Source organism: Pedobacter lusitanus (assembly GCF_040026395.1).
GTDB classification, from domain to species: domain Bacteria; phylum Bacteroidota; class Bacteroidia; order Sphingobacteriales; family Sphingobacteriaceae; genus Pedobacter; species Pedobacter lusitanus.
In genome coordinates this window covers 2,129,583-2,155,382 of the sequence record NZ_CP157278.1, presented here as the reverse complement: position 1 = coordinate 2,155,382, position 25,800 = coordinate 2,129,583, and the positions used below count along the sequence as shown (strand labels likewise).

26 protein-coding genes are annotated in these 25,800 nt (G+C 38.9%); 14 read left to right on the top strand and 12 right to left on the bottom strand.

Going from position 1 to position 25,800, the window contains the following annotated elements; translation table 11 throughout:
• Positions 1–39: 39 nt before the first annotated feature.
• Together PL_RS08915 and PL_RS08910 are read right to left on the bottom strand one after the other, a co-directional pair.
• Positions 40–1,149: an agmatine deiminase family protein gene (locus PL_RS08915; protein ID WP_041877930.1), complete on the bottom strand. Its 1,110-nt coding sequence runs from the start codon at positions 1,147–1,149 to the stop codon at positions 40–42.
• A gap of 88 nt (positions 1,150–1,237) precedes the next feature.
• Positions 1,238–2,746, bottom strand: coding sequence for an endonuclease/exonuclease/phosphatase family protein (locus tag PL_RS08910; RefSeq protein WP_052496008.1), 1,509 nt, complete (start codon positions 2,744–2,746; stop codon positions 1,238–1,240).
• Positions 2,747–2,909: 163 nt separating this feature from the next.
• Between PL_RS08910 and PL_RS08905 the strand changes: the two genes are divergently transcribed.
• Complete coding sequence (locus PL_RS08905) at positions 2,910–3,455, top strand: SRPBCC family protein (protein WP_160292053.1); 546 nt, start codon at positions 2,910–2,912, stop codon at positions 3,453–3,455.
• A gap of 100 nt (positions 3,456–3,555) precedes the next feature.
• Here PL_RS08905 and PL_RS08900 read toward each other — a convergent pair whose 3' ends face one another.
• Positions 3,556–4,359, bottom strand: a complete 804-nt coding sequence (locus PL_RS08900) for an alpha/beta fold hydrolase (RefSeq protein ID WP_052496006.1) — start codon at positions 4,357–4,359, stop codon at positions 3,556–3,558.
• 88 nt (positions 4,360–4,447) lie between these two features.
• Between PL_RS08900 and PL_RS08895 the strand changes: the two genes are divergently transcribed.
• The 12 genes from PL_RS08895 (at position 4,448) to PL_RS08840 (ending at position 16,425) form a co-directional block, all read left to right on the top strand.
• Positions 4,448–4,798 (top strand): winged helix-turn-helix transcriptional regulator, encoded by a 351-nt coding sequence (locus PL_RS08895; protein WP_052496005.1) that lies wholly within the window; start codon positions 4,448–4,450, stop codon positions 4,796–4,798.
• A gap of 242 nt (positions 4,799–5,040) precedes the next feature.
• Positions 5,041–5,424, top strand: coding sequence for a carboxypeptidase-like regulatory domain-containing protein (locus PL_RS08890; RefSeq protein ID WP_041877928.1), 384 nt, complete (start codon positions 5,041–5,043; stop codon positions 5,422–5,424).
• A 365-nt stretch (positions 5,425–5,789) separates the two neighbouring features.
• Positions 5,790–8,951 carry a SusC/RagA family TonB-linked outer membrane protein gene (locus PL_RS08885; RefSeq protein ID WP_348621482.1) on the top strand — a complete coding sequence of 1,054 codons (3,162 nt, stop codon included), beginning with the start codon at positions 5,790–5,792 and terminating at the stop codon, positions 8,949–8,951.
• Positions 8,952–9,005: 54 nt separating this feature from the next.
• Entirely contained in the window at positions 9,006–10,481 is a 1,476-nt protein-coding gene (locus PL_RS08880) for a RagB/SusD family nutrient uptake outer membrane protein (RefSeq protein ID WP_041877925.1), read from the top strand.
• 363 nt (positions 10,482–10,844) lie between these two features.
• Complete coding sequence (locus PL_RS08875) at positions 10,845–11,495, top strand: DUF6266 family protein (RefSeq protein WP_348621480.1); 651 nt, start codon at positions 10,845–10,847, stop codon at positions 11,493–11,495.
• A 113-nt stretch (positions 11,496–11,608) separates the two neighbouring features.
• On the top strand, positions 11,609–12,121 hold the full coding sequence (locus PL_RS08870) for a ferritin-like domain-containing protein (RefSeq protein WP_082035784.1): 513 nt from the start codon (positions 11,609–11,611) through the stop codon (positions 12,119–12,121).
• 282 nt (positions 12,122–12,403) lie between these two features.
• Positions 12,404–13,516: an SDR family oxidoreductase gene (locus tag PL_RS08865; protein ID WP_316933240.1), complete on the top strand. Its 1,113-nt coding sequence runs from the start codon at positions 12,404–12,406 to the stop codon at positions 13,514–13,516.
• A gap of 10 nt (positions 13,517–13,526) precedes the next feature.
• The gene (locus tag PL_RS08860) at positions 13,527–13,760 is read left to right on the top strand and encodes a hypothetical protein (RefSeq protein ID WP_152620250.1); all 234 of its coding nucleotides are present in this window, start codon (positions 13,527–13,529) and stop codon (positions 13,758–13,760) included.
• Between the two features lie 18 nt (positions 13,761–13,778).
• Complete coding sequence (locus PL_RS08855; protein ID WP_041877916.1) at positions 13,779–14,060, top strand: hypothetical protein; 282 nt, start codon at positions 13,779–13,781, stop codon at positions 14,058–14,060.
• 32 nt (positions 14,061–14,092) lie between these two features.
• Entirely contained in the window at positions 14,093–15,250 is a 1,158-nt protein-coding gene (locus PL_RS08850; RefSeq protein WP_041877915.1) for a zinc-dependent alcohol dehydrogenase, read from the top strand.
• 10 nt (positions 15,251–15,260) lie between these two features.
• Entirely contained in the window at positions 15,261–16,058 is a 798-nt protein-coding gene (locus PL_RS08845; RefSeq protein ID WP_041877914.1) for an SDR family NAD(P)-dependent oxidoreductase, read from the top strand.
• A gap of 49 nt (positions 16,059–16,107) precedes the next feature.
• Complete coding sequence (locus PL_RS08840) at positions 16,108–16,425, top strand: DUF3175 domain-containing protein (protein ID WP_041877913.1); 318 nt, start codon at positions 16,108–16,110, stop codon at positions 16,423–16,425.
• A 134-nt stretch (positions 16,426–16,559) separates the two neighbouring features.
• Here the strand turns inward: PL_RS08840 and PL_RS08835 are convergent, their stop codons facing one another.
• Positions 16,560–16,772 carry a hypothetical protein gene (locus PL_RS08835; protein WP_348621476.1) on the bottom strand — a complete coding sequence of 71 codons (213 nt, stop codon included), beginning with the start codon at positions 16,770–16,772 and terminating at the stop codon, positions 16,560–16,562.
• A gap of 160 nt (positions 16,773–16,932) precedes the next feature.
• On the opposite strand from PL_RS08835, the gene PL_RS08830 reads away from it, so the two are divergent.
• A complete protein-coding gene (locus PL_RS08830) occupies positions 16,933–17,646 on the top strand; it encodes a hypothetical protein (protein WP_235324416.1) in 714 nt (237 codons plus the stop codon).
• Between the two features lie 5 nt (positions 17,647–17,651).
• On the opposite strand, the gene PL_RS08825 is transcribed toward PL_RS08830, so the two are convergent.
• The 8 genes from PL_RS08825 to PL_RS08790 all read right to left on the bottom strand — a co-directional run bounded on the left by PL_RS08825 (position 17,652) and on the right by PL_RS08790 (position 25,682).
• Positions 17,652–18,848, bottom strand: coding sequence for a lycopene cyclase family protein (locus PL_RS08825; protein WP_041877909.1), 1,197 nt, complete (start codon positions 18,846–18,848; stop codon positions 17,652–17,654).
• Positions 18,835–19,311, bottom strand: a complete 477-nt coding sequence (locus PL_RS08820; protein ID WP_041877906.1) for a sterol desaturase family protein — start codon at positions 19,309–19,311, stop codon at positions 18,835–18,837. Before PL_RS08820 ends, PL_RS08825 begins: the two co-directional genes overlap by 14 nt.
• Complete coding sequence (gene idi / locus PL_RS08815) at positions 19,304–19,837, bottom strand: isopentenyl-diphosphate Delta-isomerase (RefSeq protein ID WP_041877904.1); 534 nt, start codon at positions 19,835–19,837, stop codon at positions 19,304–19,306. Before idi ends, PL_RS08820 begins: the two co-directional genes overlap by 8 nt.
• Positions 19,838–19,841: 4 nt before the next feature.
• On the bottom strand, positions 19,842–20,336 hold the full coding sequence (locus tag PL_RS08810; protein WP_052496002.1) for a hypothetical protein: 495 nt from the start codon (positions 20,334–20,336) through the stop codon (positions 19,842–19,844).
• Entirely contained in the window at positions 20,333–21,169 is an 837-nt protein-coding gene (locus PL_RS08805) for a phytoene/squalene synthase family protein (RefSeq protein ID WP_348621474.1), read from the bottom strand. The genes PL_RS08810 and PL_RS08805 overlap by 4 nt, the downstream gene beginning before the upstream one ends.
• Positions 21,170–21,171: 2 nt before the next feature.
• Entirely contained in the window at positions 21,172–22,659 is a 1,488-nt protein-coding gene (locus tag PL_RS08800) for a phytoene desaturase family protein (RefSeq protein ID WP_348621472.1), read from the bottom strand.
• Positions 22,660–22,692: 33 nt separating this feature from the next.
• Positions 22,693–23,307 carry a MarR family winged helix-turn-helix transcriptional regulator gene (locus PL_RS08795; RefSeq protein WP_041877901.1) on the bottom strand — a complete coding sequence of 205 codons (615 nt, stop codon included), beginning with the start codon at positions 23,305–23,307 and terminating at the stop codon, positions 22,693–22,695.
• 122 nt (positions 23,308–23,429) lie between these two features.
• Positions 23,430–25,682: a mechanosensitive ion channel family protein gene (locus PL_RS08790; protein WP_160292052.1), complete on the bottom strand. Its 2,253-nt coding sequence runs from the start codon at positions 25,680–25,682 to the stop codon at positions 23,430–23,432.
• Between the last annotated feature and the right edge of the window lie 118 nt (positions 25,683–25,800).

The window sequence follows — 25,800 nt, the reverse complement described above, 5'->3', positions numbered from 1 at the left end:
AGAATAAGACTTCATGAGGACCTGATGCATAAGGGGAAATTATTTAGGTTGCTGTTGTGTTACACAATGGATCATGCCACCGTTCGCATATAAGTTTCTGACATCAATACCTATGACCTCCCTGGCAGGATACAGCTTTTGAATAATGGCATTGGCTACTGCATCATTACTATCCTGATAGTTTGGAACCAAAACTACCTTATTACCAATGTAATAGTTTACATAAGAGCCTTTATAACCTAGCTTTTTTCCGTAAGCTGTTGTAACTGTATTTTTAGTCAGTGGTAATTTGACTATGCGATAAGGTTTACCTGATTTATTTTTAGCCAGATACAGTTTATCAATATCGTTATCCGGCACCTGCCAGTCGGCCAGATCATCAGCAGACATGGTGACTAATGTACTTGAATTTCCAAATCTGGCAAAACCGTCTATATGCATATCGGTTATTTCCAGTCCAGCTTTGCCGTTTAGCCAGATAAAGTTAGTTGCACCTAAATATTTTCTAAAAATAGCTTCTGCTTCTCCCTGAGACATCCCCGGATTCCTGTTCGCATTTAAAATGGCACTTTTTGTAGCCAGTAAAGTCCCGTTTCCGTCAATTTCAATCGCACCACCCTCATTGACCATTACAGAATTTAAGTCGATAAGTGTTTTGCCCTGAGCTCTGGCAATTTTTGATGGTATAGCATTACAGTTAGTAAATTCCGCCTTTTTGCCCCAACCGTTAAAGCCCCAGTCTTCGATGATCAGTTTACCTGTTTTATCTCTTACATAAATGGGGCCGTTATCCCTTACCCAAAAATCATCGGTTGGATAGATATAAAAATCCACATTAGCCAGAGAGACATTGGCTTCATGAAGCATTTCTTTGATTTTCTCTTTTTCCTCCTCATTATAAGCAATGATGTGTACTTTTTCGTCTGCTGCCAGTGATTCTGTCATGGCTATCCAGACATCATCGAGTCTGTTTGAAAAAGTTTCGCCATATTGATATTCATGGGGCCATTGAAGCCAGGTGCCCTCATGAAGCTCGGACTCTTCGGGCATGGTATATAAAATTTCATTGCCCTTTGACAATTGGGACTGATTTTTCTGCGCACTTACCATTAGCGGAAGAGCCAGAATTAAACAAAGCATTTTTTTCATTCCCTAAATTTATAATACTGTTAATTTAATCATTTTTACACACAGCAGCAAAACGAATGCTACACCCTGTATAAATAACAATGCTGATTTACTCTAGCTTAAAAGTTGTCATGATTGCTCCGTGATCTGAAGGATACCATACTTTATGCGTATCAAATACTTTTGAAGCAATCGGGACAAGTCCATTTCCCTTGTAATAAATATAGTCAATCCGGTCTTTGAAACTTTGGCTGAACTGAGGAGTCCAGGTAATTCCTCTGTTTTTCAGGGGGTCTGGATACAGCATACGAAATGAATCTTTGAAACCTGCTTTTTCCATCAGGATACCTGTCGGAAAAGGCATGATATGTCCTTTGTTTAAGTGCCGGGCAGCTTTAGTCCAATCCAGATGGGAACCGGTGTTAAAGTCTCCGCAAAAAATCACGGGTGTATTACCGGTAATCTCCTTTTTTATTCCGTCAAGAATTTCTTTCAGCCTGCCTGCATTAACCTGTTGTTGTTTCGCCATCCATGAGGCACTGTCTATAGGTACATTCTTTTCAAGATCATCCCAGTAATCGAAAGGATAATTAAGCCAGTTGGTAACCAATAATATTTTTTTTCCTGAGCCCAGGTCAATATGTGCACCTCCATTGTAAAAAGGGTGGATACCTGTAATTGTTTCTTCAATAGGGTAGCGGCTCATAATAGAAAGATTAGTACTCCGGAGGTAGAAATAATAACCCAATTCATCCGCAATACGGGCACCAGAGCCATAGGTTTCCTGCATAGAAATAATATCCGCATCAGATTCTTTAATGACTTCGGCAATGCGTCCCGGGCCAATATATTTTCCTGTCTCATGCCCTCCATGCCAAATGTTATAATTCATGACTTTCAGGTGAACTGGCGTGCTGACTTTCTCAATTTTTAAAGCACGGCCGCTAATGGAACGATAGGCATTCATGATTTGTGCTGCGCTCCAGAGACTATCATATACCTGAAGCTCATCGAGTGTCCCATTGAAGGTTTCCCATTCACTCAGATCACCACTTAATGGCCCGCCTATAATTAGTTGTGACTGTTTTGTAAGCAGGCTACTCAGTTCAGGAGTGAAATAAACTGCTACATTCCTGCCGTCATAATATAACCGGACTTCTTTATGTTCCTTATTGAAAGTAAAAGCAAGCTGATGCCAGTTCCCGTCATTAACAGGTTGTCTGCTTAAAGTTGGCCGGTACTCATATTTGCTTTTACCCTGCACAGCACTCCAGTACCAGGCTCCTGTTGCCTGTTTCCCCAGTTGCCAGGTAGCTTCGCTGCTGTCTGTCTTTTCTTTCTGGTTTGATAATAAAATATAGTCCTGATCATCAACAGGAGCTGCTTTGACCCAGAGCACTGTGGTAAAAGAGCCGGACGACGGAGCATTTAACGACTGCATTATCAGGGGCTTTCTTTTCTTTGCTGTTGCCGTCAGGTTCAGGGCCATACCATTAATGCCTGTTGTACTTTCATAGGCAGCAGCATGATTGAAGTTCTCCTGGAACAGTAGCTGGTTTTGGGCACGGACAATAAAAAGGCTAAAACCAAGGCTCAGAGTCAGTATTAATTTCTTCATGGATAACTGATTGTTTCTTTGGTCATAAACTTATAATAAAAATTCATAACACCCTTAAAAAATCAGGAGTTCTTTTACGCTCGTGAGCTTTCGGAATCTTACAATTTTATGCTGATCTGCACGGCTATTTTTACAGTGTTAAATCAAATGAAAAAAAATGATTATGAAACGTTTTATCAAAATAACGGCCCTGATAATCGGGGCACTGGCTTTAACCATAGCCATACTGGAAATAAGCAGTTCTTATAAAGTGACCAGGACGATCCATAAAGATGCACCGGTAATTACAAGATTACAAATCGATATTAATGCCCCTGTAGAAACTGTGTGGAAAATTTTTAGTGATGTCGATAACTGGTCCAAATGGCAAAAAGAAATTCCGGAGAGCAAAATCAACGGGCCTTTTAAGGCAGGATCTTCATTTGACTGGAAAACACATGGACTTACCATCCATTCAACTTTCCATGTGGTGGATATGAATAAAGAAGCAGGCTGGTCTGGTCCGGCTTTCGGCTCCTTTGCAATTCATAACTGGTACTTTATCAAACAGGGAGATCATACCCTTGTAAAGGTTGAGGAAAGTATGGAAGGCTGGTTGGTCTGGTCGCTAAAGGACCGCTTTCAGTCTGTAAACAGAGGCTCTCTGCTGTATTGGTTAAATGCGTTAAAAACGGCCTCCGAGAAAGAAAATACCCAATTTTCCAGATAATATGAATGAAGAAAGCTATTCAGGGATCCTATTTACCCCAGACACAATGCCATCAGGTTATGAAATGATGGTATTGTGTCTGGAGATAACTGTTCTTAATTTATTGTAATGATTCCAGCATCCCGGCCAGTTCAACCGGCATGGTTATCATCGCATCGTGTCCGGTTTTTAGTTCCAGGTATTTCCAGTCCTGATTATTCTTTGTCTCATCAGTAAAAGGCCTGATAGCACGAAGTTCCGGGTTTGTGCAGGCGATGTAAATAAGCGGGAGGTGATTGCCATAGGGGTGCTTCAGGGTGAGTGGTTGTGTAAAAGTTCTGAAAGGCTGATTGGTTAAACGTTCATTTACCCATTTAATATCATGCGCACTGGTTATCCCAAAGAACCCGGCTGTTAAAAAAGGAAGACTTAACCCTTTGTCAAATTGCATAGCAGACTTTATAAAGTTAAGACGGATATCTTCCGGACTTACGTCCAGCGCACTTTGTCCGTTTTTCATCAGCATAGCATCGAGAAAAACCAGTTTTGACAGCCTTTCCGGAATACGGTCTGCAACACCTGCAATAACTGCACCGGCGTAACTATGACCTACAAGAATGACATTGTACAAGTCTTCAGTTACGATCAGGTTGACAATATCAGTAATATGAGTGTTCAGGTCAATCTGGCTGTTCAATGTATTTTTATGTGCTCCCAGACCACTCAGTGTAGGCGTATAAACAATATCTCCTTTTTCGCGCAGCTGCTTACTCACTTTTTGCCAGCACCAGCCTCCGTGAAAAGCCCCATGTACCAAAACAAAAACGGGAGGTTTTTTCACCGGTATTGCATCGGCCTGGAAAACAAAAAACAGTGAAATCAGCAGGAGGTAAAATGACTTTGCGATAATTAATTTTATTTTCATAATGACTTATTTTGTGAGTACAAATGTCGCAGAGTGCATTTGCCTAAACAATAACTCACCCTAAAGTGAGTATCAAACTGTATTCATTATGTCGAGTAAACTAAAGCCAGGCACATCGAATGCCAGTAACCTGGTTGTACTAAGCTGTAAATGTGAAGTGAACGAAGTGCTGCGGAATATCAGTACCCGATGGAAAATGCAGATCCTGCACAGTATTGCCAGGGACACACGTCAGTTTAGCCTTCTCAAAAATGCTTTTCCTTCTCTGTCAGATCAAATGCTGGGTAAACGCCTTTCAGAGCTGGTTGCTGATCAGTTAATAGAAAAAACAATCGTAGCTGAAAAAGCGCCAATGAAAATCATATACACTCCAACTGTGAAGGGAATGGAATTATTGCAGATCATTGATGACTTGCATCAGTGGGGTTTAAAGTGGTAATGTCAGATTTCATGTTTTCCAATCAGGCAAACACAAATTAATATTGATGATCAGACATTCGGCTATAGAATTATAACTATTGAAAATGATACGATCAGAACAGAACTGATCACCTTCGGTACATCATCATAAATCAATTGCATTATGGGGCATATGGCCTGTTGAAGCAGCATGATAATGGATAAATTTAATTGACCTTAAGAGGTTCAGGTAATTAACCTGTGAAGCCTAATCTTAAAGCAATGAATAAATTAATCCTGTTAATCAGTTTTCTGTCTTTATCTGCGATTTTGATATTTAGCCGTACTCCTGAATCACCACCCGTAAAACCTGTTTATTACAGCGTACCAGATCAGGGATGCACTATTCATGTGGCTGTAGTTGATGAACAGGATATTGCCTTTCCAGGAGCAACTATTAAATCAACAGGAAAAGACCAGGGCATCCTGACAAATCCTGATGGGCAGGCAGAAATAAAAATTACTGAGCAAAGCTGGCCAATAGTTATTTCTTTTATCGGTTATCAGCACCAGGAAATTAACGTGGCTTGCGGACAAACCAAACCATATCTGGTACAATTATATCCTGACAGTTCGGGGAATTTCCGTCATTGTACAAGCTGCTAAGTGTACATTATCAAAAAAATAGATGGCGTGAATTTAATTATTTTACTGTAAGTCAGTAAGATATGTAGTTTCCTTTATAAAAACTACTAATTTGGTGGATTTAATATATAAAAAACAATACTTTTGTCAAAAAAAACATTTACCTGTTGAAAATTAATTATTTAAAGTAGAACCTTTTATCAAATTTATCGATGTTCCTGTCCGTGTCCTTGATTTTCACATCCAGCTGTTGTTGCTTCTAATTTTGCTGTTGATCGCTTCCTGATCCGGCTAACACCTCATTTCAATTTTTAAGGTATTGTATGTTACCCTGAGCGGGGGTATGCATACGAGTAACCTGATTATCTTATTTTTTAATTATTTATATGATGAAATCATTCTACAAAATCTTAATTTTTTCCATTGCCTTTCTTTCCCAGGGATTTGCCCAGGCTCAGAATCTCACGATCAGTGGAAAGGTAAAATCAAACAGTGATCAGCTGCCCATACCCGGGGTTTCAGTTCTCAATCAAAAAGGTCTGCCCAATACGATTACGGATGCAAACGGAAACTTCACCGTTCACACTACCAGGGGCAGTGTATTAACTTTTACTTACATCGGATTTTTATCAAAATCCATAACGGTGACTGACGGTTCACCATTAAACATCTCCTTATCAGAGAATGTAAATGGTTTAAATGAAGTAGTCGTAGTTGCATTCGGAAGCCAGAAAAGAGAAGAAATTACGGGCTCGGTCCAGGAATTGAAAGCCAGGGACATTTCCTCACTGCAAAATGGTAACATTTTGCAGGGGCTGGGAGGTAAGGTGCCCGGTGTTCAGGTTTTTACCACAGGTCAGCCAGGTTCTGCTGCTACAATAAGGATGAGAGGTATTGGCTCAATCAATGCTTCCAGTGATCCGCTTATAGTTCTGGATGGTATCCCTTATGATGGTTCGCTGAATTCTATCCCTAAATCGGATATTGAAGGGCTTACTTTTCTCGAAGATGCTTCTTCCAATGCACTTTATGGTTCCAGAGGGGCGAACGGAGTTATTATGGTCACGACAAAAAAAGGGAAAGGTCTGGGTTTACAGATCGATGCAGACGTGAAAGCCGGAATAAACTTCAGAGCAATTTCTGACTATTCGATCCTGAAATCACCAAAAGATTATTACCTGGCTTTTTATGACAGAGGCAGAGTTGGCGAAATTGCCAGAGTACTTAAAGGAGGAAAGTCTACTACTGATCCTCGTCAGGTTGCACTTAACTCTATGAACAGTACCTTAGGTTATAACGTTTACGATGCACCATTTGATCAGTTAATCAATGCCAATGGTAGTTTTAATGATGCCGCTGGTTTAAGATATCAGGATGACTGGTCAAAACTTTTGTTTCGTACTGCCTTAAGACAAGAAGCCAGTTTGAGTCTGACAGCGAATTCCGAGCATCTGAAATCATTTACATCACTAAATTATCTGAATGATAAAGGCTATTTAATTTCATCTGGTTTTAAAAGATTAGGCTTAAGATCTAATTTAACCTATGAAGTCAATAAGAGTTTGAAAATTGGAAGTAATTTAAGCTATGCCAATACCAATCAGAATTTTGGAGAAAGTAGCGGTTTTTCCAATCCTTTTCAATTTGCGAGAAATATAGCTCCTTTTTATCCGGTTTACCTTAGAAATAATGACTTTCAGCGAGTGTATGATGGGAAGGGAAGACCTGTTTATGACTATGGTTCGGGAGAGGGGCCTTTTGGAGCAAGCCGCTCTTACGCAGTTTTTGAAAATCCGGTGGGTAACAGACAATATGATAAGGACAATACCACCAATAACCAGGCAACAGCTAATCTTTTCCTGAATTATAAATTCCTGAATGATTTTGAGTTCACTTATAATTTTGGTGCAAACGTAGAAAATCAAAGAAGATTGGTTTTTGGGAATACCTATGGCGGAACATCTTCTTCAGGAGGAGGTAATCTGTTAAGATCATCTTTGTATAAGTATAACCTGAACCATCAGCAATTGCTTAATTACAACAAAAAGATAGACAATCACAGTATAGCTGTATTGTTTGGACATGAATTTAATAAAACAGTCAGTGATCAGTTTGCAGGAACAAAACAGCAATTGCTATTGCCAGATTTACTGGTTTTTAACAATGCAGCAAAGATCACCGGCTTAACAGGAAGTCAGTATGGGTATTCAGTTGAAGGCTACTTCTCCAGATTACTTTACAGCTACAATAACCGTTATTTCTTTAATGCCAGTGTCAGAAGAGACGGTTCGTCTATTTTTGCACCAGAAAGCAGATGGGGTACTTTTTATGGCTTAGGCGGAGCCTGGGACATTGCTAAAGAAGACTTTTTAAGTAATAACAAGACAATCAACTCGCTGAAATTTAAGATTTCTTACGGACAACAGGGGAATGATAATGTGACCTTAAATACCAGTGACCGTGATTATTATGCCTATTACGATACCTATTCCATCAATAATTTTGGTGATAATACACCAGTAGTATCTCTGAATAAACTGGGAAACAGAGATCTGAAATGGGAAACTTCAAAAAATCTGAACACTGGTTTTGAAGCAAGTTTATTTGACCGCAGACTTACCGTAAATGCTGAATATTTTGAGCGTAAAGTTTCCAATATGATTTATGCTCAGGCTTTACCTCCTTCTAATTCCGGTTCTTATTTAAGATTTGCCAATATCGGTGATATGAATAACAAAGGCATACAGTTGAATGTCGCTGCTGATCTGATCAGAACACAGGATATTAACTGGAGTGTGAATGTTAACGCTACCCATTACAAAAACAAAATTACCCGTCTTCCGGATGCACAGAGAGCAACAGGACTTGTTACCGGATCTTTCATTTTAAAAGAAGGAGGAGACCGCTATGCTTATTATCTGAGAGATTTTGCCGGTGTTGACCCTAAAAACGGAGATGCACTGTGGTATACCGACCAGTTGAATGCCAGTACTAATCAGATAGAAAAAAAGACAACCAACGACTATTCTAAGGCTACGGTTTATAATGTAGGTAAATCTGCCATACCAAAAGTATATGGTGGTTTTGGTTCAGAAATCAGTTATAAAAATATCAGTCTGTCTGCAAGTTTTGCTTATCAGTTTGGTGGTTATGGATTTGATGATATTTACAGGACGCTTTTACATTCAGATAATTACGCATCCAACTATCATACAGACGTTAACAAGACCTGGACTCCGGAAAACACTGGTGCAGCCCTGCCTCGCGTTGATCTGAGCAGTACTAACCAGAATGCCTCTTCCACATTGTACCTGATCAAATCTGATTATATCAGTTTACAGGATGTAAGCCTAAGCTATAATTTAACCAAAGAGAAGTTAAAATGGAGTGGCCTGACAAACGCAAAGATCTATTTGACAGGAAATAATCTCTATTTATGGTCAAAAAGAAAAGGCTATGACCCGAGAACCTCATTAACTGGAGCATCAAATTCCTATAGCTATCCTTTGTTATCAAGTGTCTCGGTTGGTGTTAATGTGAAATTTTAAATAGATGACCTGGTAAAGGTCTGATCTGATAATAAAAGCAATAAATAAAAGAAAATGAATATAAAAATCATATTTGCAGGACTATTTTTAGCAGGCGCGGGCTTTGCAGGCTGCAGTAAAAATTTAAATATAGAACCCGGAGGTGATGTCTCTAAAGAACAGATTGCACAGGATCCGGCAGCGCTGAATAAAGCATTAAACGGAATATATCTGGATCTGCGCAGTAATGGGGCAGGTGGTACGACTGTACACTCAGATTTTGGACTTATTGGTATAAGATCCGGAGCAGATCTGATGTCAAATGATGTTATACAGGCAAAAAATCAGCATTTAGGTATGTTTTATAACTATGATGCAGGTATTTCCAATAATATAGGGACTTCTATAGTCTGGGTAACTTATTATTCCAGAATATTCTCAATTAACGGTCTTTTAGCGGAGATCAGTAAAATTGGAGTCAACAAGAGTAACAGAAGTTCTTACGGGCAGTTATTAGCTTTGAGAGCACTTTCTTATTACAATTTAATCCGCTTTTATACCTTTACCTATAAGGGACATGAAAATGAACCTGGCATCCCTCTGGTGCTGGATAATACCAGTCTGGAAACAGGTTTGCCAAGAGCTGCAACATTAGCAGTGTACAATCAGATAACTGCAGATATAGAAGCTGCTATTGTTGCTTTGGATGGCTATAACAGACCTTCAAAAGCCCAGATTGATCAAAGAACAGCAAAGGCGATTGCGGCAGATATTTATCTGGAAAAAGGAGAATATCAAAAAGCTGCGGATTATGCCCGTCAGGCAAGAAAAGATATCAGTCTGATGACTGAGCCGGATTATACAGGTACCGGATTTTCAAGAATAGATAATCCTGAGCTTATCTGGGGTTTTGATAACAATACCCAGACAGCTGCTATCGGTAACTATTATGCTTCATTTTTCTCAATGTTTGATAATACCAATCAGGGTTATGCCGGAGCTGCACAGATCTATAAACTGATTGATAAAAGATTGTATGAAGCTATTCCTGCTACAGATTACAGGAAAAAAGTTTTCAATGGGGCTACTTCCAGTTCATACACCTTTAATGGAACAACAAAAAACTATCCTCCTTATGTAAACTGGAAATTTAAAGACCCTACGCTTTTTGAGGGAGATTATATCTATATCCGGTCTTCTTCCCTGTATTATATAGAAGCTGAATCTTTAGCTAAACTGGGAAATGAAAGTGAAGCAAAACAAGTATTATTTGATATTACTTCTGCCCGGAATAAAGCTTATCAGTTATCAGTTAATTCTGGTCAGGATTTATTGAATGAAATCTATCTGCAGAAAAGAATCGAATTATGGGGAGAAGGTTACGCCTGGTTTGATATGAAACGTGTGGGTGTTCCTTTAGAAAGGGACTATACAGGATCTAATCATACCTTTGGTAAATTTAATTTGCCAGTGAACAGCCCGAAATTCAGATTTCAATTGCCAGATAAAGAAATCAATAACAACCCGCAGGTGATACAAAACCCGTTGTAGTTATGCTATTGACGAGAAAACCACAAAGAGCAATCTTTGTGGTTTTTTTATTTGATATAATTTTATCAAATCTTAAAGGCCAGGAGATTACAGTCCGGAATTTTCTGAAAAATCAGCCTGAAATCCACAAAATAAACGGCCTGAAAACATGTTAAAAACACCCTTTGTAATATACTGATAATAAGGGTGCTAGCTATACTTTGTTCAGACATCATTCAGACACAGTTCAGTGGTTAAACAGACAAGGTTCAGCTTCCTTCGAATAGCAGCTGAATAAGGTCTTAATAATTTATTATTTAAACACTTATAACTATAATTCCACCATACGTTTTCCCCTATATTGTGATACTAATCAGATCAATTATGGCAATCATACAGGAAGGCACCGTACTGGCAGGTATCAGAGGAAGAATCGGAAACGTCGTTATTTATACCTGGAAGAACAAGGTATGCGCCCGTTCATTACCCGCCAAACCCCGCAAAAAAAGGCCAAGAACTATACCTCAGCAGGCTCAGGCTAATAAAATGAAAGTGTTAAGTCCGTTTTTAAATGCTGTTAAGCCCTTCTTAAGAACGGGTTTCAAACAAATAGCCGCAGACAGGAACATTACGGCAAACAATGCAGCCAAATCTGCCAACCTGTTAACAGGTATAAAGGGTGAATTTCCTAACCAGGAGATCAACTGGGACACTATTTTAGTCGCCGACGGGCCATTGCAAAAGCCGGAAAATGTAACCGTTCAGGTAGCAGAAAATGCTTTTCATTTCACCTGGGACAAAGATAAAACTCAGACAGGTAATCCAGGCGACAGAGCCATCATCCTGTTATACAGTCAAACTCACAGGCGCCCTCATATCAATTACAGCGGAGCACGCAGAGAAGAATTAAAAGATACTTTTTACCTCGATCCTTTTTATATCAAAAAGAACACTTATGAAGTATTTATAGCCTTTAAAGATGTGATGAGCGATGAGGTATCCCAAAGTGTGTATTGTGGCAGGTTTATAAGCTGAAAAAGTATAGAGTTGTCTGAAGATCAAAGCAGATATTGAGTTATGTGAAATTATTAAAAACAATAATTTTTGACAGGCGTTCATAAATGGATTTTTAATAAATAACTTAAATTATGGCAACTATAGCACAATCACAGAACATGTCCAATGCACATCTTCATGAACTATTTGTTGATGAATTAAGAGATATTTTAGGTGCAGAAAAACAATTACTCAAAGGTTTGAAAAAACTGACAGACGGAGCAGTCAGTGAAAAACTTAAGCATGCTTTTCAAACTCATTATGAACAAACAGAAGGTCAGATTGATCGTTTAAAACAGATTTTTGATTCCATTGGGTTAACAGCGCGGGGCAAAAAATGTAAAGCGATGGAAGGCCTGCTGGAAGAGGCTGATGAAATTATGGAAAGTTTTGAAGGCTCTCCTTCATCCGATGCAGCATTGATTGCTGCTGCTCAGAAAGTAGAACATTATGAAATTGCCAGCTATGGCTGTCTGGTCACTTATGCAAAACTGATGGGGCATAATGAAGCTGAAGAATTATTAACTGAAACTTTGGCCGAAGAGAAAGATACTGACGGTCTGCTTACAGAAATAGCAACGAGCGAAGCAAATGTAACAGCATAGTCAGTCTGATTTCTGATTTAGAGGTTGTCCCGGTTTATGGGGCAGCTTCATCTTTCCGGAAGAGTTTATCCTGATCCTGGAAATATGCTTATAACACAAATAAGTTCTTCGCTATAAGTGCCGGAGAAATTATGCAATAGCATAATCATATTCTGCTCATGATAAACAACACGTATTAATCCCTATAATCAATGATGTTTATTTTATAAAATAGCGTGTTTTTCCGGAAAACCTAAAGGCCATGTACAGAGTTTATTATAGCATCATTTTAAAAGAAAAGCTATGGAAAATCAATGGAAAGCTATTGAGCAAAAAGAACAGGTACAACAATCAGCCGGAAATGAAACCGGCGGGAGTTCTCCGGTAAATGATTCGTTGTCTGCTATTGTAAAACCAGAAAACAAAATAACAAGAAGACTGGCCGTCAGTAGTTTGGCGGCTGGCCTGGGAAGTATCGCAGTCAGCCCTGTTTTTGGAGCCTCTGCTTTATTCGGGGAGGAACCTTTTAAAATACAGCTGTTAGAAGATCCTACAATTAAATATCCGAAGCCACCGTTTAAAGGTCAGTCCCAGCCATGGCCTGGTCTGGCTGGAAAAATGGATCCGCGGCCTGATCATGGAGAGCAGAGTTATAAGGGAAGCGGACGCTTAAAAGGAAGAAAAGCATTAATTACAGGCGGTGATTCAGGAATGGGAAGAGCTGCAGCAATTGCATATGCCCGTGAAGGTGCAGATGTGGCGATTAACTATCTGCCTGATGAAGAACCTGACGCAAAAGAGGTGATTGCTCTGATGAAGGCAGAAGGGGTAAAGGCGGTGGCAATTCCAGGGGATCTGCGGGAAGAAGAATTCTGTAAGCGTTTAGTAGAACAAGCAGTTAAAAACCTCGGTGGTCTTGATATTCTGGTTAGTAATGCCGGCAGACAGCAGGCTCATCAGTCTATACTTGATATATCAACTGAACAATTTGACTGGACCATGAAGACAAATATTTACGCACCCTTCTGGATCATCAGGGCTGCATTACCGCATTTACAACCTGGCTCAGTTATTATAGGAACAACTTCAGTACAAGCCTATGATCCCTCTCCTGACCTTTATGACTATGCGCAAACCAAGGCAGCAACCATGAATTTCGTAAAATCACTTGCCAAACAACTTGGTCCAAAAGGAATTCGTGTCAATGGAGTTGCTCCGGGACCAATCTGGACAGCGCTGCAGGTTAGCGGAGGTGCTACGCAGGAGAAGTTAAAAAACTTTGGCGGTGATTCTCCTTTAGGCAGACCAGGGCAACCTGCTGAACTTGGATCTATCTATGTACAGCTGGCTGCAAATGATGCAAGTTTTGCAACCGGGCAGATTTATGGTGCTGCTGGTGGAAATGGACAACCTTAAACTAAATATTATGGATAATCATAAAGATCAGCAATCAGAGGAACTGAATAAGGAAAAATTCCGGACAGAATCTAATCCTCCCCCGGAAAATAAAGATAAGACTAAGGAGGGAAGCCATAACAAACGGAATCCGGGCGATGGAAATTATACAAATGGAGAGATTGAATTTGCAGACGGAAAAGAAACAAGGCTTAACGAAGAAACGGGTTTGCCCGGCAATGATGAGGCAACAGATGGTCAATAAACATTAATAATTTATACTATGAGTACTTCAAATCAAACACATAATCATAAAACCATTCAGGAATGGGCCGATGAACGCGGTGGCGTTCCGGCAAAAATCAAAGGAACAGAAAAGTATGGAGATCAGGGAGTCCTGCGTATTCATTTTCCTGAACATAGTGACAGCAAAGATCTGGCGGAAATTACCTGGGACGAATTCTTTACAGATTTTGAGAAGGATAATCTGGACTTTCTTTATCAGGATAAAAAGTCGGACGGGGAAACCAGTACCTTTCATAAACTGGTGTCACGGGATAGTTAAAAACAAATTCATCATCTTTTGAATTGAAAATTATGAAAGCAGCAGTATTCCATAAACCAGGAGATATCAGCTATGCAACAGTTGCAGATCCACGTATTGAACTGGAAACTGATATTATATTAAGAGTTACCAGTACCGCAATTTGTGGGTCTGATCTTCATATTTTAAGTGGTGCTGTGCCACAGGTAGAAGATATGATTATGGGGCATGAATTTATGGGTGTTGTAGAAGAAATAGGAAGGGACGTTAAGCATCTGAAAAAGGGTGACCGCGTGATCGTTCCTTTTCCGATAGCTTGTGGTCATTGTTTCTTTTGTAATCATGGCGCATCACCCAATTGTGAAAATTCCAATTATAAACACTATGGTCCAAACGGGGATTTATTGGATCAGAAAGGGGGAGCTTTATTTGGTTATACTGATTTATATGGCGGTTATGCCGGCGGACAAGCTGAATATGTAAGGGTTCCTTATGCCGATGTCAGCCCAAGAATAGTTCCGGATCACGTTACTGATGAACAGGTGCTGTTCCTGACAGATATATTTCCTACCGGCTGGTCAGGAGTAGACTGGGCCCAGCTTAAAGGAGGAGAAGTTGTTGCCATTTTTGGTTCTGGTCCGGTAGGTCTGATGGCTCAGAAAGCTGCCTGGATTAACGGGGCATCCAGGGTAATTGCTATTGATCCGCTGGACTACAGACTGGAAAAGGCCCGAAGGGTAAACAAAGTCGATACTTTAAACCCGCATCAGGTAGATGTAATAGAGGCAATCCGCGAGATGACTCAGGGAAGAGGTGCAGATGTTTGCATTGATGCAGTAGGTTTTGAACCCGAGCGCACCTTTATGGATAGGGTTAAGGCTACCGTTAATTTTGAAAAAGGGAGTATAAAAGTATTGGAGATGTGTTTTAAAGCTGTCAGAAGAAGCGGGGCAGTCTCCATTCTTGGTGTTTACGGAAGTCCTTATGATAATTTTCCTTTGCACAGGATCTTTGATAAAGGAATTACCATTAAGCAGGGACAGGCACCGGTACTGAATTATATTGATAAATTAATTGATCTGGTCAGAGAAGAGAAAGTTGTACTGGATGATATTATTTCTCATACTCTGCCATTAAGTGAAGTCTCTCATGGGTATAAAATATTTGATGAAAAAGAAGAGGATTGTGTGAAAGTCGTATTGAAACCTTAATAGTGAAATTATGAATGAGCTGAAAAAATATGCGCTGATTACCGGGGCAACCAGTGGTATTGGCTATGAGCTGGCAAAGTTATTCGCCAGGGATCAGTATAACCTGATTATTGTCGCCCGTGATCAGCAGGAATTAGCAAGCAGGGCTTTAGAATTTAAACAGTACGGAATTGAAGTTTTAACCATTGCAAAAGACCTGTTTAATCCTGAAAATGCTTTTGCTGTATATGCTGAAGTAGCCAAACTAAAATTACCGGTACAGATTCTGGTTAACGATGCCGGGCAAGGTATATATGGTGAATTTAAGGATACCGATATAGATCGTGAACTTGATATTATCAATCTTAATATCTCTTCACTGGTTATTCTCACCAAACTTTTTTTAAAAGATATGCTGCCAGTTGGTTATGGTAAGATTTTAAACCTGGCATCTGTAGCCAGTAAAAGTCCGGGGCCATGGCAATCAGTTTATCATGGCACCAAAGCTTTTGTATTGTCTTTTACTGAAGCTATCCGTGAAGAGTTAAAAGATACTGGCATTACGGTCACGGCACTGCTTCCTGGTGTAACTGACACCGACTTTTTCAATAAGGCTGATATGCTTGATAGCAAGTCTGTGCATGATAGGGACGCAATGGCTAATCCGGCTGATGTGGCAAAAGATGGTTATGAAGCTATGATGGCAGGAAAAGATAAAGTGGTATCCGGCTTTATGAATAAAGTTAAAACCGGTCTGAGCAATATAATGCCGGATAGTATGCTGGCCCATCAAACCGGCGAAGGACAAAAGCCAGCTGAGGATTCATAATTTGAGGATTATTAAAATATAATCACTACGAAAAAGCAAATTTATTCCAATGAAAACCCGGAAGAACACCAAAGCACATCAACCAGAGACAGACAAATGGTCATCTGACGTTACGCAAAACAGTAATGCACTTGATCTGAAGGAAAATATTTTTGAATCAAAAAATGCAAAAAAGATCGCTGAATCACTAAAACAATCTGCAGAGGAAAGTGACAGGAGGAAGTCAAGTCCATACCGGTCAGCTATGTCGATGCTGACTTTTTATATTAACAGGGCAGGAAAGAACCTGGACCCTGATCAGAAAAAGGTGCTTGAAAATGCAAAAGAAGAATTAAGGAAAGTATTTGGACGTGAGCCAAAGAAATAATTGCCATTCTCAAAAGCATAAATACATCGTTTTTAATGTTAGCTTGTTGTGCTAATCTTTCGGCTTTTTAAACCGAAAGATTAGCACAACTGCAAGAATAATAATAAACAAGGCGGTGGCTAATGGAATAATCATTATTTAGGATTTTTTTTAGTAACTGAATCGGTAGTTGATTTGCCGGTGTCCCGTTTAGTTGTATCGGCGCTACGATTGTTACTGGTAGTATCTGTTTGTATACTATCCGCCGCTACCACAGGAGTAGTGTCATTTTTTTTCTGCCTATCCGATCCACATGCCGGAATTAGCAATACCACAAGGGCTGTCAGTATCAAATATATCTTTTTCATAATTAAATTTTTATTGTTTTGATTTTAACAATCTATTGATGAGGATGTTTTGGTGGTAAATACGTGTTTTTATTGCAGAAATACCTGATCTGATTTTAGTAATTATATCAGCAAACTTCTCCCGGTGTCCGTTGTTTAAACGCTATTAAATTATTTAATTATGGCAACTTCATTCAAAACAAGAGGTACTGAACAGTCAGCGGGATCTTCACCAGGAGAAAAAAGGGGCACTAAAGCTTCAAAAAGAAAATCTTCCGGACAATATGATTCTATTAAAAAATTTGAGGGCCGGCAGTATACGGGCATGCAGGTAGGCAGAAGTCACCATTGGAATTATGATCAGGGTGACTGGAAGGAAACTAAGATAACTCCGGATCTCTGGGAGATCAGCTATGCTGTTACTAAACGTCGCAAAGGGCATGCACCCGAAGGCAGTGGGGTTCCTGAAGGTACTGAATATCACTGGTATATTTTGTCTCACCAGAACGCGAAGAAGTTAAATGCCAACGAGTATTCAACTGAGATGCATGGTCTTAAATTCAAACTGGCGCATAAGCGTGCTGATAAAGAAAAATGGAATCTGAGCGGCACAACGCAACGTAAACACCTGATCGCCTTTCTGAAGGACATGATTGAGCAGCTGGAAAAACAGCCCATACCGCTTGAATTTGAATATGGTGGCAAGAAGTATAAGGGAGAGGGGGTACCTGTACCCGATACCTGTGAAGAAGATATTTGTTATCAGCTGGATGTAGAACTAAACGACCAGGCGCTGGGTATGATCAGATACGCAAAACATGGATGGAAGATGGATGGTGTTGAACCTGAACTGGTAGAAGCCATTGGTGATGAGATTCTTGCGTTTTATGAATAGCTTATTTACTGCCGATTCCTGTTTGATTCCTGTGCCTTAAATGGATGTACTGGTTTCATCAGTTTTAAAGTACGGCTTAATAAAGCAAGTAAAAATTCTTTTTTATGGAGGGTGCTGAAAATCTTTAGTTCTTCAATAATTGAGGTTTCATTGTCCAGAAACTTCAATATTTGTACAGCTTGATTTTTTTTAAACATTGCCGAAAAGATTTCTTTACCGGAAAGACGTCTGCTATCTAATAAATGCAGAAGTATAGCATCATAAGTATTAAATCTATCAGAAAACAGAGATGAAATGTAAGGATTACCTGATTTGGATAGCTGTTTAACTATTGCTGTTGTATGTTTTTGTATAAAACGAAAGGTATAACCGGTTGAGCCTTTTGTAAATCCACCGGCTGTACCCAGATAAACGATACGACCTTCTTGTTTGCTGACAGGGTGGTCAGACATGGGGATTACACCGTATTCCTCTTCTTTAATAGTATAATGTTCACAATTCAGCTGTTCGCGGATATACTGTTTCAAAGCTGCGGTATATTCCTGTCTTGCAAGTACCTGCCCGGAAAAAACCGTGTATTCTACCAGAGCACTATCCGGAGCCAGGGGTAATACATAGATAAATGAAGTACCTGCATCCTGAGAAGTATTGAAATCCATTAGTGTAGCACATTCAGGACTGAATATTTCACTGTCAGTTTGTATAACCCATCCCTGGAAATGCTGTAACAAATACTGATAAATACCGGGTTCTTTTTTCTGAGCTTGCGGAATACTGGAAAATATATAATCTGCACTGAATTTTACCCCATCTATAACCGCATAGGCGAGATCATTTTCTGTGTATAAAATTTCAACGTTTCCCTCTATCGTGTTTACACGGTCATCTCCTGATATTTTTTGATCAGTTAGTGCATAAAAGTCACCTGAACGGATCATCTTGTAATTGTAAGGACTGATATCCAGTTTCTGACTGATTAAATTACCGGAGAAGTATAATTGATTCCATTTTCTATATACAGCAGATTCAAATATATCGTCATGTTTTTCCCAGAAGCACCATGTTTTGTCGTTGTCCTTTTTGTTTATTCTGTCCACGATCAGTATATGCTTGTTTGTTGCCTTTAGATAAGGTAACATCCGTACAGCTAAACTTCTCCCTGCGCATCCGCCACCCGCAATGATATAATCAAAGTGCTTCATTTTTGCTTTTTTGTGATTTCTGCCAGTATTTTCGCGCTGCGAACAACATTCCGAATGATTCTCCATGATGTTTGTCCAGATGCTTATGATGCATCTTATGTGCTCTTACAATCGTTTTAATATAGCTATTATTGCTTCGCGAAAACCATTTGAAACGCTGATGGATCACTATGTCATGTATGGTGAAATAAGCAATACCGTACAATAATATGCCTAGTCCGATATAAAACATCCAGTTGAATCCATTTCTTGCTCCAAAAAAGAAAAGCAGGATACTGGGAGTGGCAAATATTAAAAAAAAGGCATCATTCTTTTCAAAGAAATGCGGTTTTTTTTGATGATGATCTTTATGCAATACCCAAAGTATCCCGTGCATCACAAATTTATGTGTAAACCAGGCAACTCCTTCCATAAAGATAAAGGTGCCGGTTGTAATCAGTAAATAAATAATCCAGCTAATCATTGATCTGAAATTTTTTGTAATGTGCCATAACTTCTTTAAAGCATATTTTTAGCCATTCGGTATATTTTTTACCTTCGTCGGCGAGTCTGGATTCAAGTTCTTCCATTTTGATGTAACTGAAGTTTGCCACTTCCTTCGGATTTGGCTGAGGTAAATCATCAGACAAACCAAAGTAAACATGATCATATTCATTTTCTATCAGACCATTTTCAAATTCAGTTTTATAAGAAAAACTAAATGCTGGTTTTAATGTACATTCCATACCCATTTCTTCTTTTAATCTTCTTTTTGCTGCGGATAAGGTCTTTTCTCCCGGAAAAGGATGGCTGCAGCATGTATTTGTCCATTTACCTCCGGAATGATATTTATCAAAAGCCCTTTGCTGTAATAAAAGTTCTCCCGAATAGTTAAAAATAAAGACTGAGAAAGCCCTGTGAAGTTTGCCTTCTATATGGGCTTGTAGTTTAGGCATGGTTCCTACAGGCTGATCAGTTTTATCTACAAGTATTACTTCTTCTTCTATCATCTGACTAATCCTTTCTGTTCTTTAATTGTGTGATTTTTTTGCTGGATAAATATTTCAGTATATTTTGTCTGAGTTCTTTATCGTCTGTCGTTTTTAAATTGGCCAGTAAATAATTTCTATCCTTATGTATATCATTATTATAATTGAGAAAAGAAGGGAGATTGGTTTGGATAAGGAATCTTAAGAATCTGATTTCCAGATTGTCGGGCTCTTTTTTTACGGCATTTTCTATCAGACTTCTGCCTTTTTTAAATCTCTTGAATTTATTGACCGGATTAAAGCCATATTTAGCCTGCATCATCTCTGCGGCACCCTTATAACAGATAAAAAGAGCCGGAGAAGATTCTCCTGTTGCAGACAAAAGTTTTAAAAGCTGATCTGCTGAGGCTTTGCTGTAAGCGGATGCGCTGAACAGGTTTTTTACTTCCCTGATCTCCGGTTCTGCAGCATATGACTTTATTGCAATCAAAAGAATAACCAAAAAGACTGCCTTTTTCATATCGTATTGGTTTTGTACCGGATAATAGAGTCAAACATTAACCCGAATTTATGTGCATTGGAAATTCTTATCCTTTCGGCCATGATTTTCTCTGCAGTGCTGCATTTGATCTTGTTAAACAATTCCTTGTAATAAACATAGGCAAGATAAACACCGTTTCTTGATGAGAGAGGTAATTTGCGGATACCTTCCAGAGCAAGTTTAAACTCGTTTTCGATCTCTTCTTCTATCAATTTTTTTTCAGTGTTTGAGAACTCGGATAGTTTTACATTTGGGAAATAGGTTCGGTTCAGGTTGTAATAATCTGCATTCACATCTCTTAGAAAGTTTACTTTTTGAAATGCTGAACCTAAGTTCATAGCAGAATTTTTTAGCTTCTCGTATTGATTTTTATCGCCCTCTGTAAAAACCTGCAGACACATTAAGCCTACAACCTGGGCTGAGCCGAGGATATACTGATCGTATTTTTCGGGTGTATAAGTTTCCTGTCTGAGATCCATTTCCATACTTTGCAGAAATAATGCAATAAGTTCTTTTTCTATCTGATACTTATTGACTACTTCCTGGAATGCGTTGAGTACCGGATTAAGACTGATTCCTTCTTCAATAGCTTCAAAACAGTCTCTTTTAAATTTAGAGAGCAAAAGTATTTTGTCATAGTCATGAAAGCTGTCTACGATTTCGTCTGCCAGTCTCACAAAACCGTATATAGAATAGACAGGTTGCCGGATCTTTTCATTCAAAAAATAAATACCCAGCGAGAAACTGGTGCTGTAGCGTTTGGTAATCATTCTGCTGCATGCCGCCGATAAATTGTCAAATACCTCTTTCATGATTATCTTTTTAAATACTTTATAAGTTGCTGAGCGGCTACATTTCCGGAAATAATAGAAGGAGGAACTCCCGGTCCGGGTACAGTAAGCTGCCCTGCATAAAATAAGTTGTCTATTTGTTTGTTTTTTAGCGACGGTTTCAGGTTTGCAGTTTGCAAAAGGGTATTTGCCAGTCCATAGGCATTCCCTTTATACGAGTTGTAATCTGTCATGAAGTCACTTACACAATAGCTTTTTTTATAGTCCAGATGAGCACGTATATTTTTTCCGGTATAAGTCTCTAATCTGTTCATAATTATATTGAAATATGTTTCCCGCATAGTTTCGGGATCTTTTACCCCTGGTGCAAGCGGCATGAGTACAAATAAATTTTCATGCCCTGACGGAGCTACTGAAGTATCAGTGATACTTGGGCAGCAGACATAAAACAATGGTTTTGATGGCCACCGAGCTTCTTTGTATATCTCGTGCGAATGCTGTTTTAGATCCTCGTCAAAAAATAAAGTATGATGATTTAACCGGTCTATTTTACAATTTACTCCCAGATAGAAAATCAGGCAGGAGGGAGCCAGAATTCTGCTATCCCAATATTTTTCTGAATAGTTTCTGTTAGCCTGCTGTAATAACTTTTCTTCTACATGATGATAATCGGCCGAGGCAATCACTCCATCGTAATGCTTTTGTCCTTTTACCGAAGTTAATCTTGTAACTCTTTTGTCCCGGACATGAAGACCTGTCACAGCTGCGTTAGTGTGAAATTTTACACCTTGTTTTTCTGCAACGGTTTTCATACCCTGGATAACTTTCCCAAAACCTCCTTTTGGATACCATGTACCCAATTTAAGACCTGCATAATTCATCAGACTGTATAAAGCCGGTGTATCTTCGGGCATTGCACCAAGAAAAAGAACAGGGAACTCCATCAGTGCAATTAGTCGCGGGTTTTTGAAATGTTTTTTAACATGTGAGCTGAAAGACGTAAACACCTGTAATTTAAACAGCCCTTTTATCAGCTCTGTATCTGCAAATTCCAGTAAAGAAAGCCCGGGTTTATAGACCAGATTTCCAATGCCTATCTTGTACTTATATTCTGCTTCTGCTAAAAACTTTTTTAATTTTTCTCCGCTTCCATTTTCTATGGACTCAAACAGCCTGCATAATTCCCCAAAATCTGCCGGGATGTTTAATACATCATTCTGGCCGAAGATTACACTGAAACCAGGATCGAGTAATTCCAGTTCATAAAAATCCTCTGTCTTGTAACCAAAATCATTGAAGAACTTTTCGAATACTTCAGGCATCCAGTACCAGCTTGGTCCCATGTCAAATGTGTAGCCATTATCGGTAACCAGCTGACGTGCCCTGCCGCCGATTTCTGCATTTTTTTCATAGACTTCTACCTGGTAACCCTGTCTGGCGAGATAGGCAGAAGCGCTAATCCCGGCGAATCCTGAACCTATGACTGCTATTTGTCTTTCTTCTTGTCTCAATTTATTTGGTATTCAGGTTTTTATTTTGATTATTTAAAATGACCCTCTGGTTTTTAATTCATGAAAATTCTCCAGTTTTGTAAGCAACCTGATCAGATCCATTTTTTCCTGATAGGCTAGTGGTTCTGTTACATTCATTGAGGCTTTTTTTATATTCTGCATACTTTCATTTAAAAGCCGGGTTCCTTTCGGGGTAATGTGGATCATCCTGTTTCTTTTATCACTTTCTATGGCAGCCTGTTCTACCAGACCGTTATTAATTAATCTATTCACTATTTGTATACCCGCAGATTTCTCGTGTACGTTTAATTTGATTAATGCGGTTTTTGTCATACTTCCAAATGAAACCAGGCTGATTAAATAGATAAAATCATCAGGAGTAGAAAATTCGGTATCTGCTATTGCAGCTTTTGCATGTAGTTTGGCATACTTGTAAAGATGTACCAGTGAAGTATTGATCACACTGTCAGCTGAACGTCCTTTTGATTTCCCATCCCATTCCGGTTCCGGAAAAGCCGGATGATCCTGCTTTTTATAGTGTGCGTTAAGCCACTGTAAAAATAAATGTATATCCTGACTGCCATGCTCAGACTCCTTTTCATAAATTTTAATCAGATCGACTAACTCTGTTATTAAATCGTAATACATCAGTTTTAAATTATATGATGTAAATATAGTGTATTATTGTACTAAATATTTACTTATTTTTACTTTTTAATTCAATTAAAGTACATAATAATACTTTGTGTTTACTGCGGAAGGTAACTTAGCTACATCATTTTAATCTCTTCTATCCTGAATTTTAGTAGTAACTGTTTAAGTAGTTGGCTTTTAAAGGTGGGTTCCTTATAAATACTCGTGATCCAGACCAGCAGTTTTATTTCTATACTGTCTGTACTGATTGAGTTAATTAATATCTCTGGTTCCTGGTTTTTAATAATTTCCGGTAAACGAGAAACCTCCTGATTTATGATATTGTTCACTAAAGACAAATCTGAATCTATATGCACTTTTATCAGGACTTCGGTTTTTAAATAATTATTGCTCAGGGTCCAGTTTACCAGCCGGCCGGAAAGTAAATCTCCATTTGGAATGATCACTTCAGAGCCTTGCTGGGTAAGCATTTTACTTGACCTGATACCAATGTCCCTGATTTTTCCTTTTTTATCTGCCAGTTCAATATAGTCGCCTATCTGAAATGGCTTCTCAAACATGAGAATAATGCCGGATACAAAATTATTTACAATGTTTTGCATGCCTAAACCTATACCAACACCTAATGCGCCAAGTACTACAGTTAATTTATCTGCCGGAATTCCTGAAGCAGTTATAGCGAGCATCACTCCTGCTAATATAACAGCCAGGCGGATCAGTGATAATTTGGAATCCTTACGTCTGGTTTCATTACTAAACGTAACTTTTTCTCCGCCAAATAATATCCCGATGTATTTCTGAATAAGGTTGGAGAGATAGATGATTATAGTGAAAAAGAAAACATTGCTTAGTGTAAAGTGTATGCTTCCAAAAGATCTGGGTTTTTCAAGTATTTTGTGCAGCAGAGAAAAGACATTTTCTGATATATTTAAATTAATTAGAAAATCCAGCAGCCAGAGCAGTATACAAAGCGCTGTCAAAATTCTTTTAAAAAAAGTTTTTGTGTTCTGCACATTTATTCTGGAGAAGATTCCTCCGGTGCATGCACTTACTTTAATCTGTAACCAGATAGCTTCTGAAACAATCTGTACAAATAATGCCAGACTAATTAACTGGGTCAGACCAATGATAGCTGTAATTGTGCACGTTCCTGCCAGACTGATCCGGCCAAATATATTGAGTATGACCGCACACAGATTTAGAAATAAGTAAATAAGATAAACTGGCCTGATCAGCCGTCCGGCAATTTGTAAATCTTTTAATTTCATGTATATCTGTAATCCGATATAGATGGCAGCTGCATTTAACAGTATTAACCATAATCTGATCCAGATACCATCATGTAATAAGACAATACTGACAATTATAAGTATATACAATACTAAAATCAGGAGCCAGTAATTAAACTGGTGAGAGCTGATCTGCTTATTAAAATGATAAGTCAGTACGGTGAGCAGTAGCAGCTGTGTAAGCTGTATATAAATCGAAGACGCATTTGGTTCAAATAGCGGAGCAAGTGTAAATAATATAATTAATGATGGGATGACAGGGAAAGCTTTGATATGGATAAACTGTAATTCGCCTATATTTCGTCTGTTTTCTGGTTTTGATGCTTTTTTAAAGTTTGAATAGATCCAAAAAAAGAATATACAAACTATAATGATTAACAATAATCTGTTGTCCCAGGTAATATTGAAAAAGTATTTGAATGCTTTATCCTGTCCTTCATAGGATGATTTTAAAAGTTGCAGAAAATTGAAACTCTGATCTTTGGGAGAAGCCCATAAATAGGCAGATTCTTTATGAAATACAGTTTGGCTGGCGCTTCTTATCCGGTTATCGATCCGGACCTGAAGTTCTGCTGTTGCAGAACGGAATGCTGAAAGTGTTGCAAGCAGCCGGCTTACAGAATCCAATTGTCTGTTATTTGATTTTCCGGCCGCCAGGAGTTTCAGCCTGAGACTACTAAGCTGGGTGTTATAAAACTTTTTAGAGCTGCTGTCACTTTTACTGATCCGTAATGAGGAATCGCGGCTCAATACAAGAATCTGCTGCGCTTTATTTTGGAGCGCTTTGCTGGAAGTGGCTAATGCATTCACCCAGTTATCTGCATTGCGCCTGGCATCTTTAACGATGAGTTTATAGCTTAAAAGTGTTTGCGGATCAATTGCTTTTTCTGGTGTATAAACTTCGGCCCGGATAGGAGAAAGATGTGTCTTAATCGTGCTTAATCCCATCTTTATCCGGTTAATCAGTTCTATATCCTGTGATTTACTATCCACTGCTGCTATGGCTGCCTGCGCCTGCTGTATTTTAAAAAGAAGAGTATCGGGGATATTGGTGCTTGTATCAGCTGTCTGCATCTGCATAGGATACTGTTTATTTAAGTATGGCTCAGCAGCACATGTTCCATAAAACAGAGTATGGAGAAAGAACATAATGACAATGATGATAACGGTTTTTAACATTATTGCTCGAACAAAGAGC

Coding starts and splice junctions, on each gene's coding strand:
- PL_RS08890 (WP_041877928.1), top strand. CDS start 5,041: ATGAATAAATTAATCCTGTTAATCAGTTTTCTGTCTTTATCTGCGATT.
- PL_RS08835 (WP_348621476.1), bottom strand. CDS start 16,772: ATGAAAAAGATATATTTGATACTGACAGCCCTTGTGGTATTGCTAATT.
- PL_RS08900 (WP_052496006.1), bottom strand. CDS start 4,359: ATGAAAATAAAATTAATTATCGCAAAGTCATTTTACCTCCTGCTGATT.
- PL_RS08865 (WP_316933240.1), top strand. CDS start 12,404: ATGGAAAATCAATGGAAAGCTATTGAGCAAAAAGAACAGGTACAACAA.
- PL_RS08910 (WP_052496008.1), bottom strand. CDS start 2,746: ATGAAGAAATTAATACTGACTCTGAGCCTTGGTTTTAGCCTTTTTATT.
- PL_RS08880 (WP_041877925.1), top strand. CDS start 9,006: ATGAATATAAAAATCATATTTGCAGGACTATTTTTAGCAGGCGCGGGC.
- PL_RS08850 (WP_041877915.1), top strand. CDS start 14,093: ATGAAAGCAGCAGTATTCCATAAACCAGGAGATATCAGCTATGCAACA.
- PL_RS08895 (WP_052496005.1), top strand. CDS start 4,448: ATGTCGAGTAAACTAAAGCCAGGCACATCGAATGCCAGTAACCTGGTT.
- idi (WP_041877904.1), bottom strand. CDS start 19,837: ATGATAGAAGAAGAAGTAATACTTGTAGATAAAACTGATCAGCCTGTA.
- PL_RS08795 (WP_041877901.1), bottom strand. CDS start 23,307: ATGTATTACGATTTAATAACAGAGTTAGTCGATCTGATTAAAATTTAT.
- PL_RS08805 (WP_348621474.1), bottom strand. CDS start 21,169: ATGAAAGAGGTATTTGACAATTTATCGGCGGCATGCAGCAGAATGATT.
- PL_RS08830 (WP_235324416.1), top strand. CDS start 16,933: ATGGCAACTTCATTCAAAACAAGAGGTACTGAACAGTCAGCGGGATCT.
- PL_RS08860 (WP_152620250.1), top strand. CDS start 13,527: ATGGATAATCATAAAGATCAGCAATCAGAGGAACTGAATAAGGAAAAA.
- PL_RS08885 (WP_348621482.1), top strand. CDS start 5,790: ATGATGAAATCATTCTACAAAATCTTAATTTTTTCCATTGCCTTTCTT.
- PL_RS08855 (WP_041877916.1), top strand. CDS start 13,779: ATGAGTACTTCAAATCAAACACATAATCATAAAACCATTCAGGAATGG.
- PL_RS08820 (WP_041877906.1), bottom strand. CDS start 19,311: ATGATTAGCTGGATTATTTATTTACTGATTACAACCGGCACCTTTATC.
- PL_RS08915 (WP_041877930.1), bottom strand. CDS start 1,149: ATGAAAAAAATGCTTTGTTTAATTCTGGCTCTTCCGCTAATGGTAAGT.
- PL_RS08840 (WP_041877913.1), top strand. CDS start 16,108: ATGAAAACCCGGAAGAACACCAAAGCACATCAACCAGAGACAGACAAA.
- PL_RS08810 (WP_052496002.1), bottom strand. CDS start 20,336: ATGAAAAAGGCAGTCTTTTTGGTTATTCTTTTGATTGCAATAAAGTCA.
- PL_RS08870 (WP_082035784.1), top strand. CDS start 11,609: ATGGCAACTATAGCACAATCACAGAACATGTCCAATGCACATCTTCAT.
- PL_RS08845 (WP_041877914.1), top strand. CDS start 15,261: ATGAATGAGCTGAAAAAATATGCGCTGATTACCGGGGCAACCAGTGGT.
- PL_RS08875 (WP_348621480.1), top strand. CDS start 10,845: ATGGCAATCATACAGGAAGGCACCGTACTGGCAGGTATCAGAGGAAGA.
- PL_RS08825 (WP_041877909.1), bottom strand. CDS start 18,848: ATGAAGCACTTTGATTATATCATTGCGGGTGGCGGATGCGCAGGGAGA.
- PL_RS08905 (WP_160292053.1), top strand. CDS start 2,910: ATGAAACGTTTTATCAAAATAACGGCCCTGATAATCGGGGCACTGGCT.
- PL_RS08790 (WP_160292052.1), bottom strand. CDS start 25,682: ATGCAGATGCAGACAGCTGATACAAGCACCAATATCCCCGATACTCTT.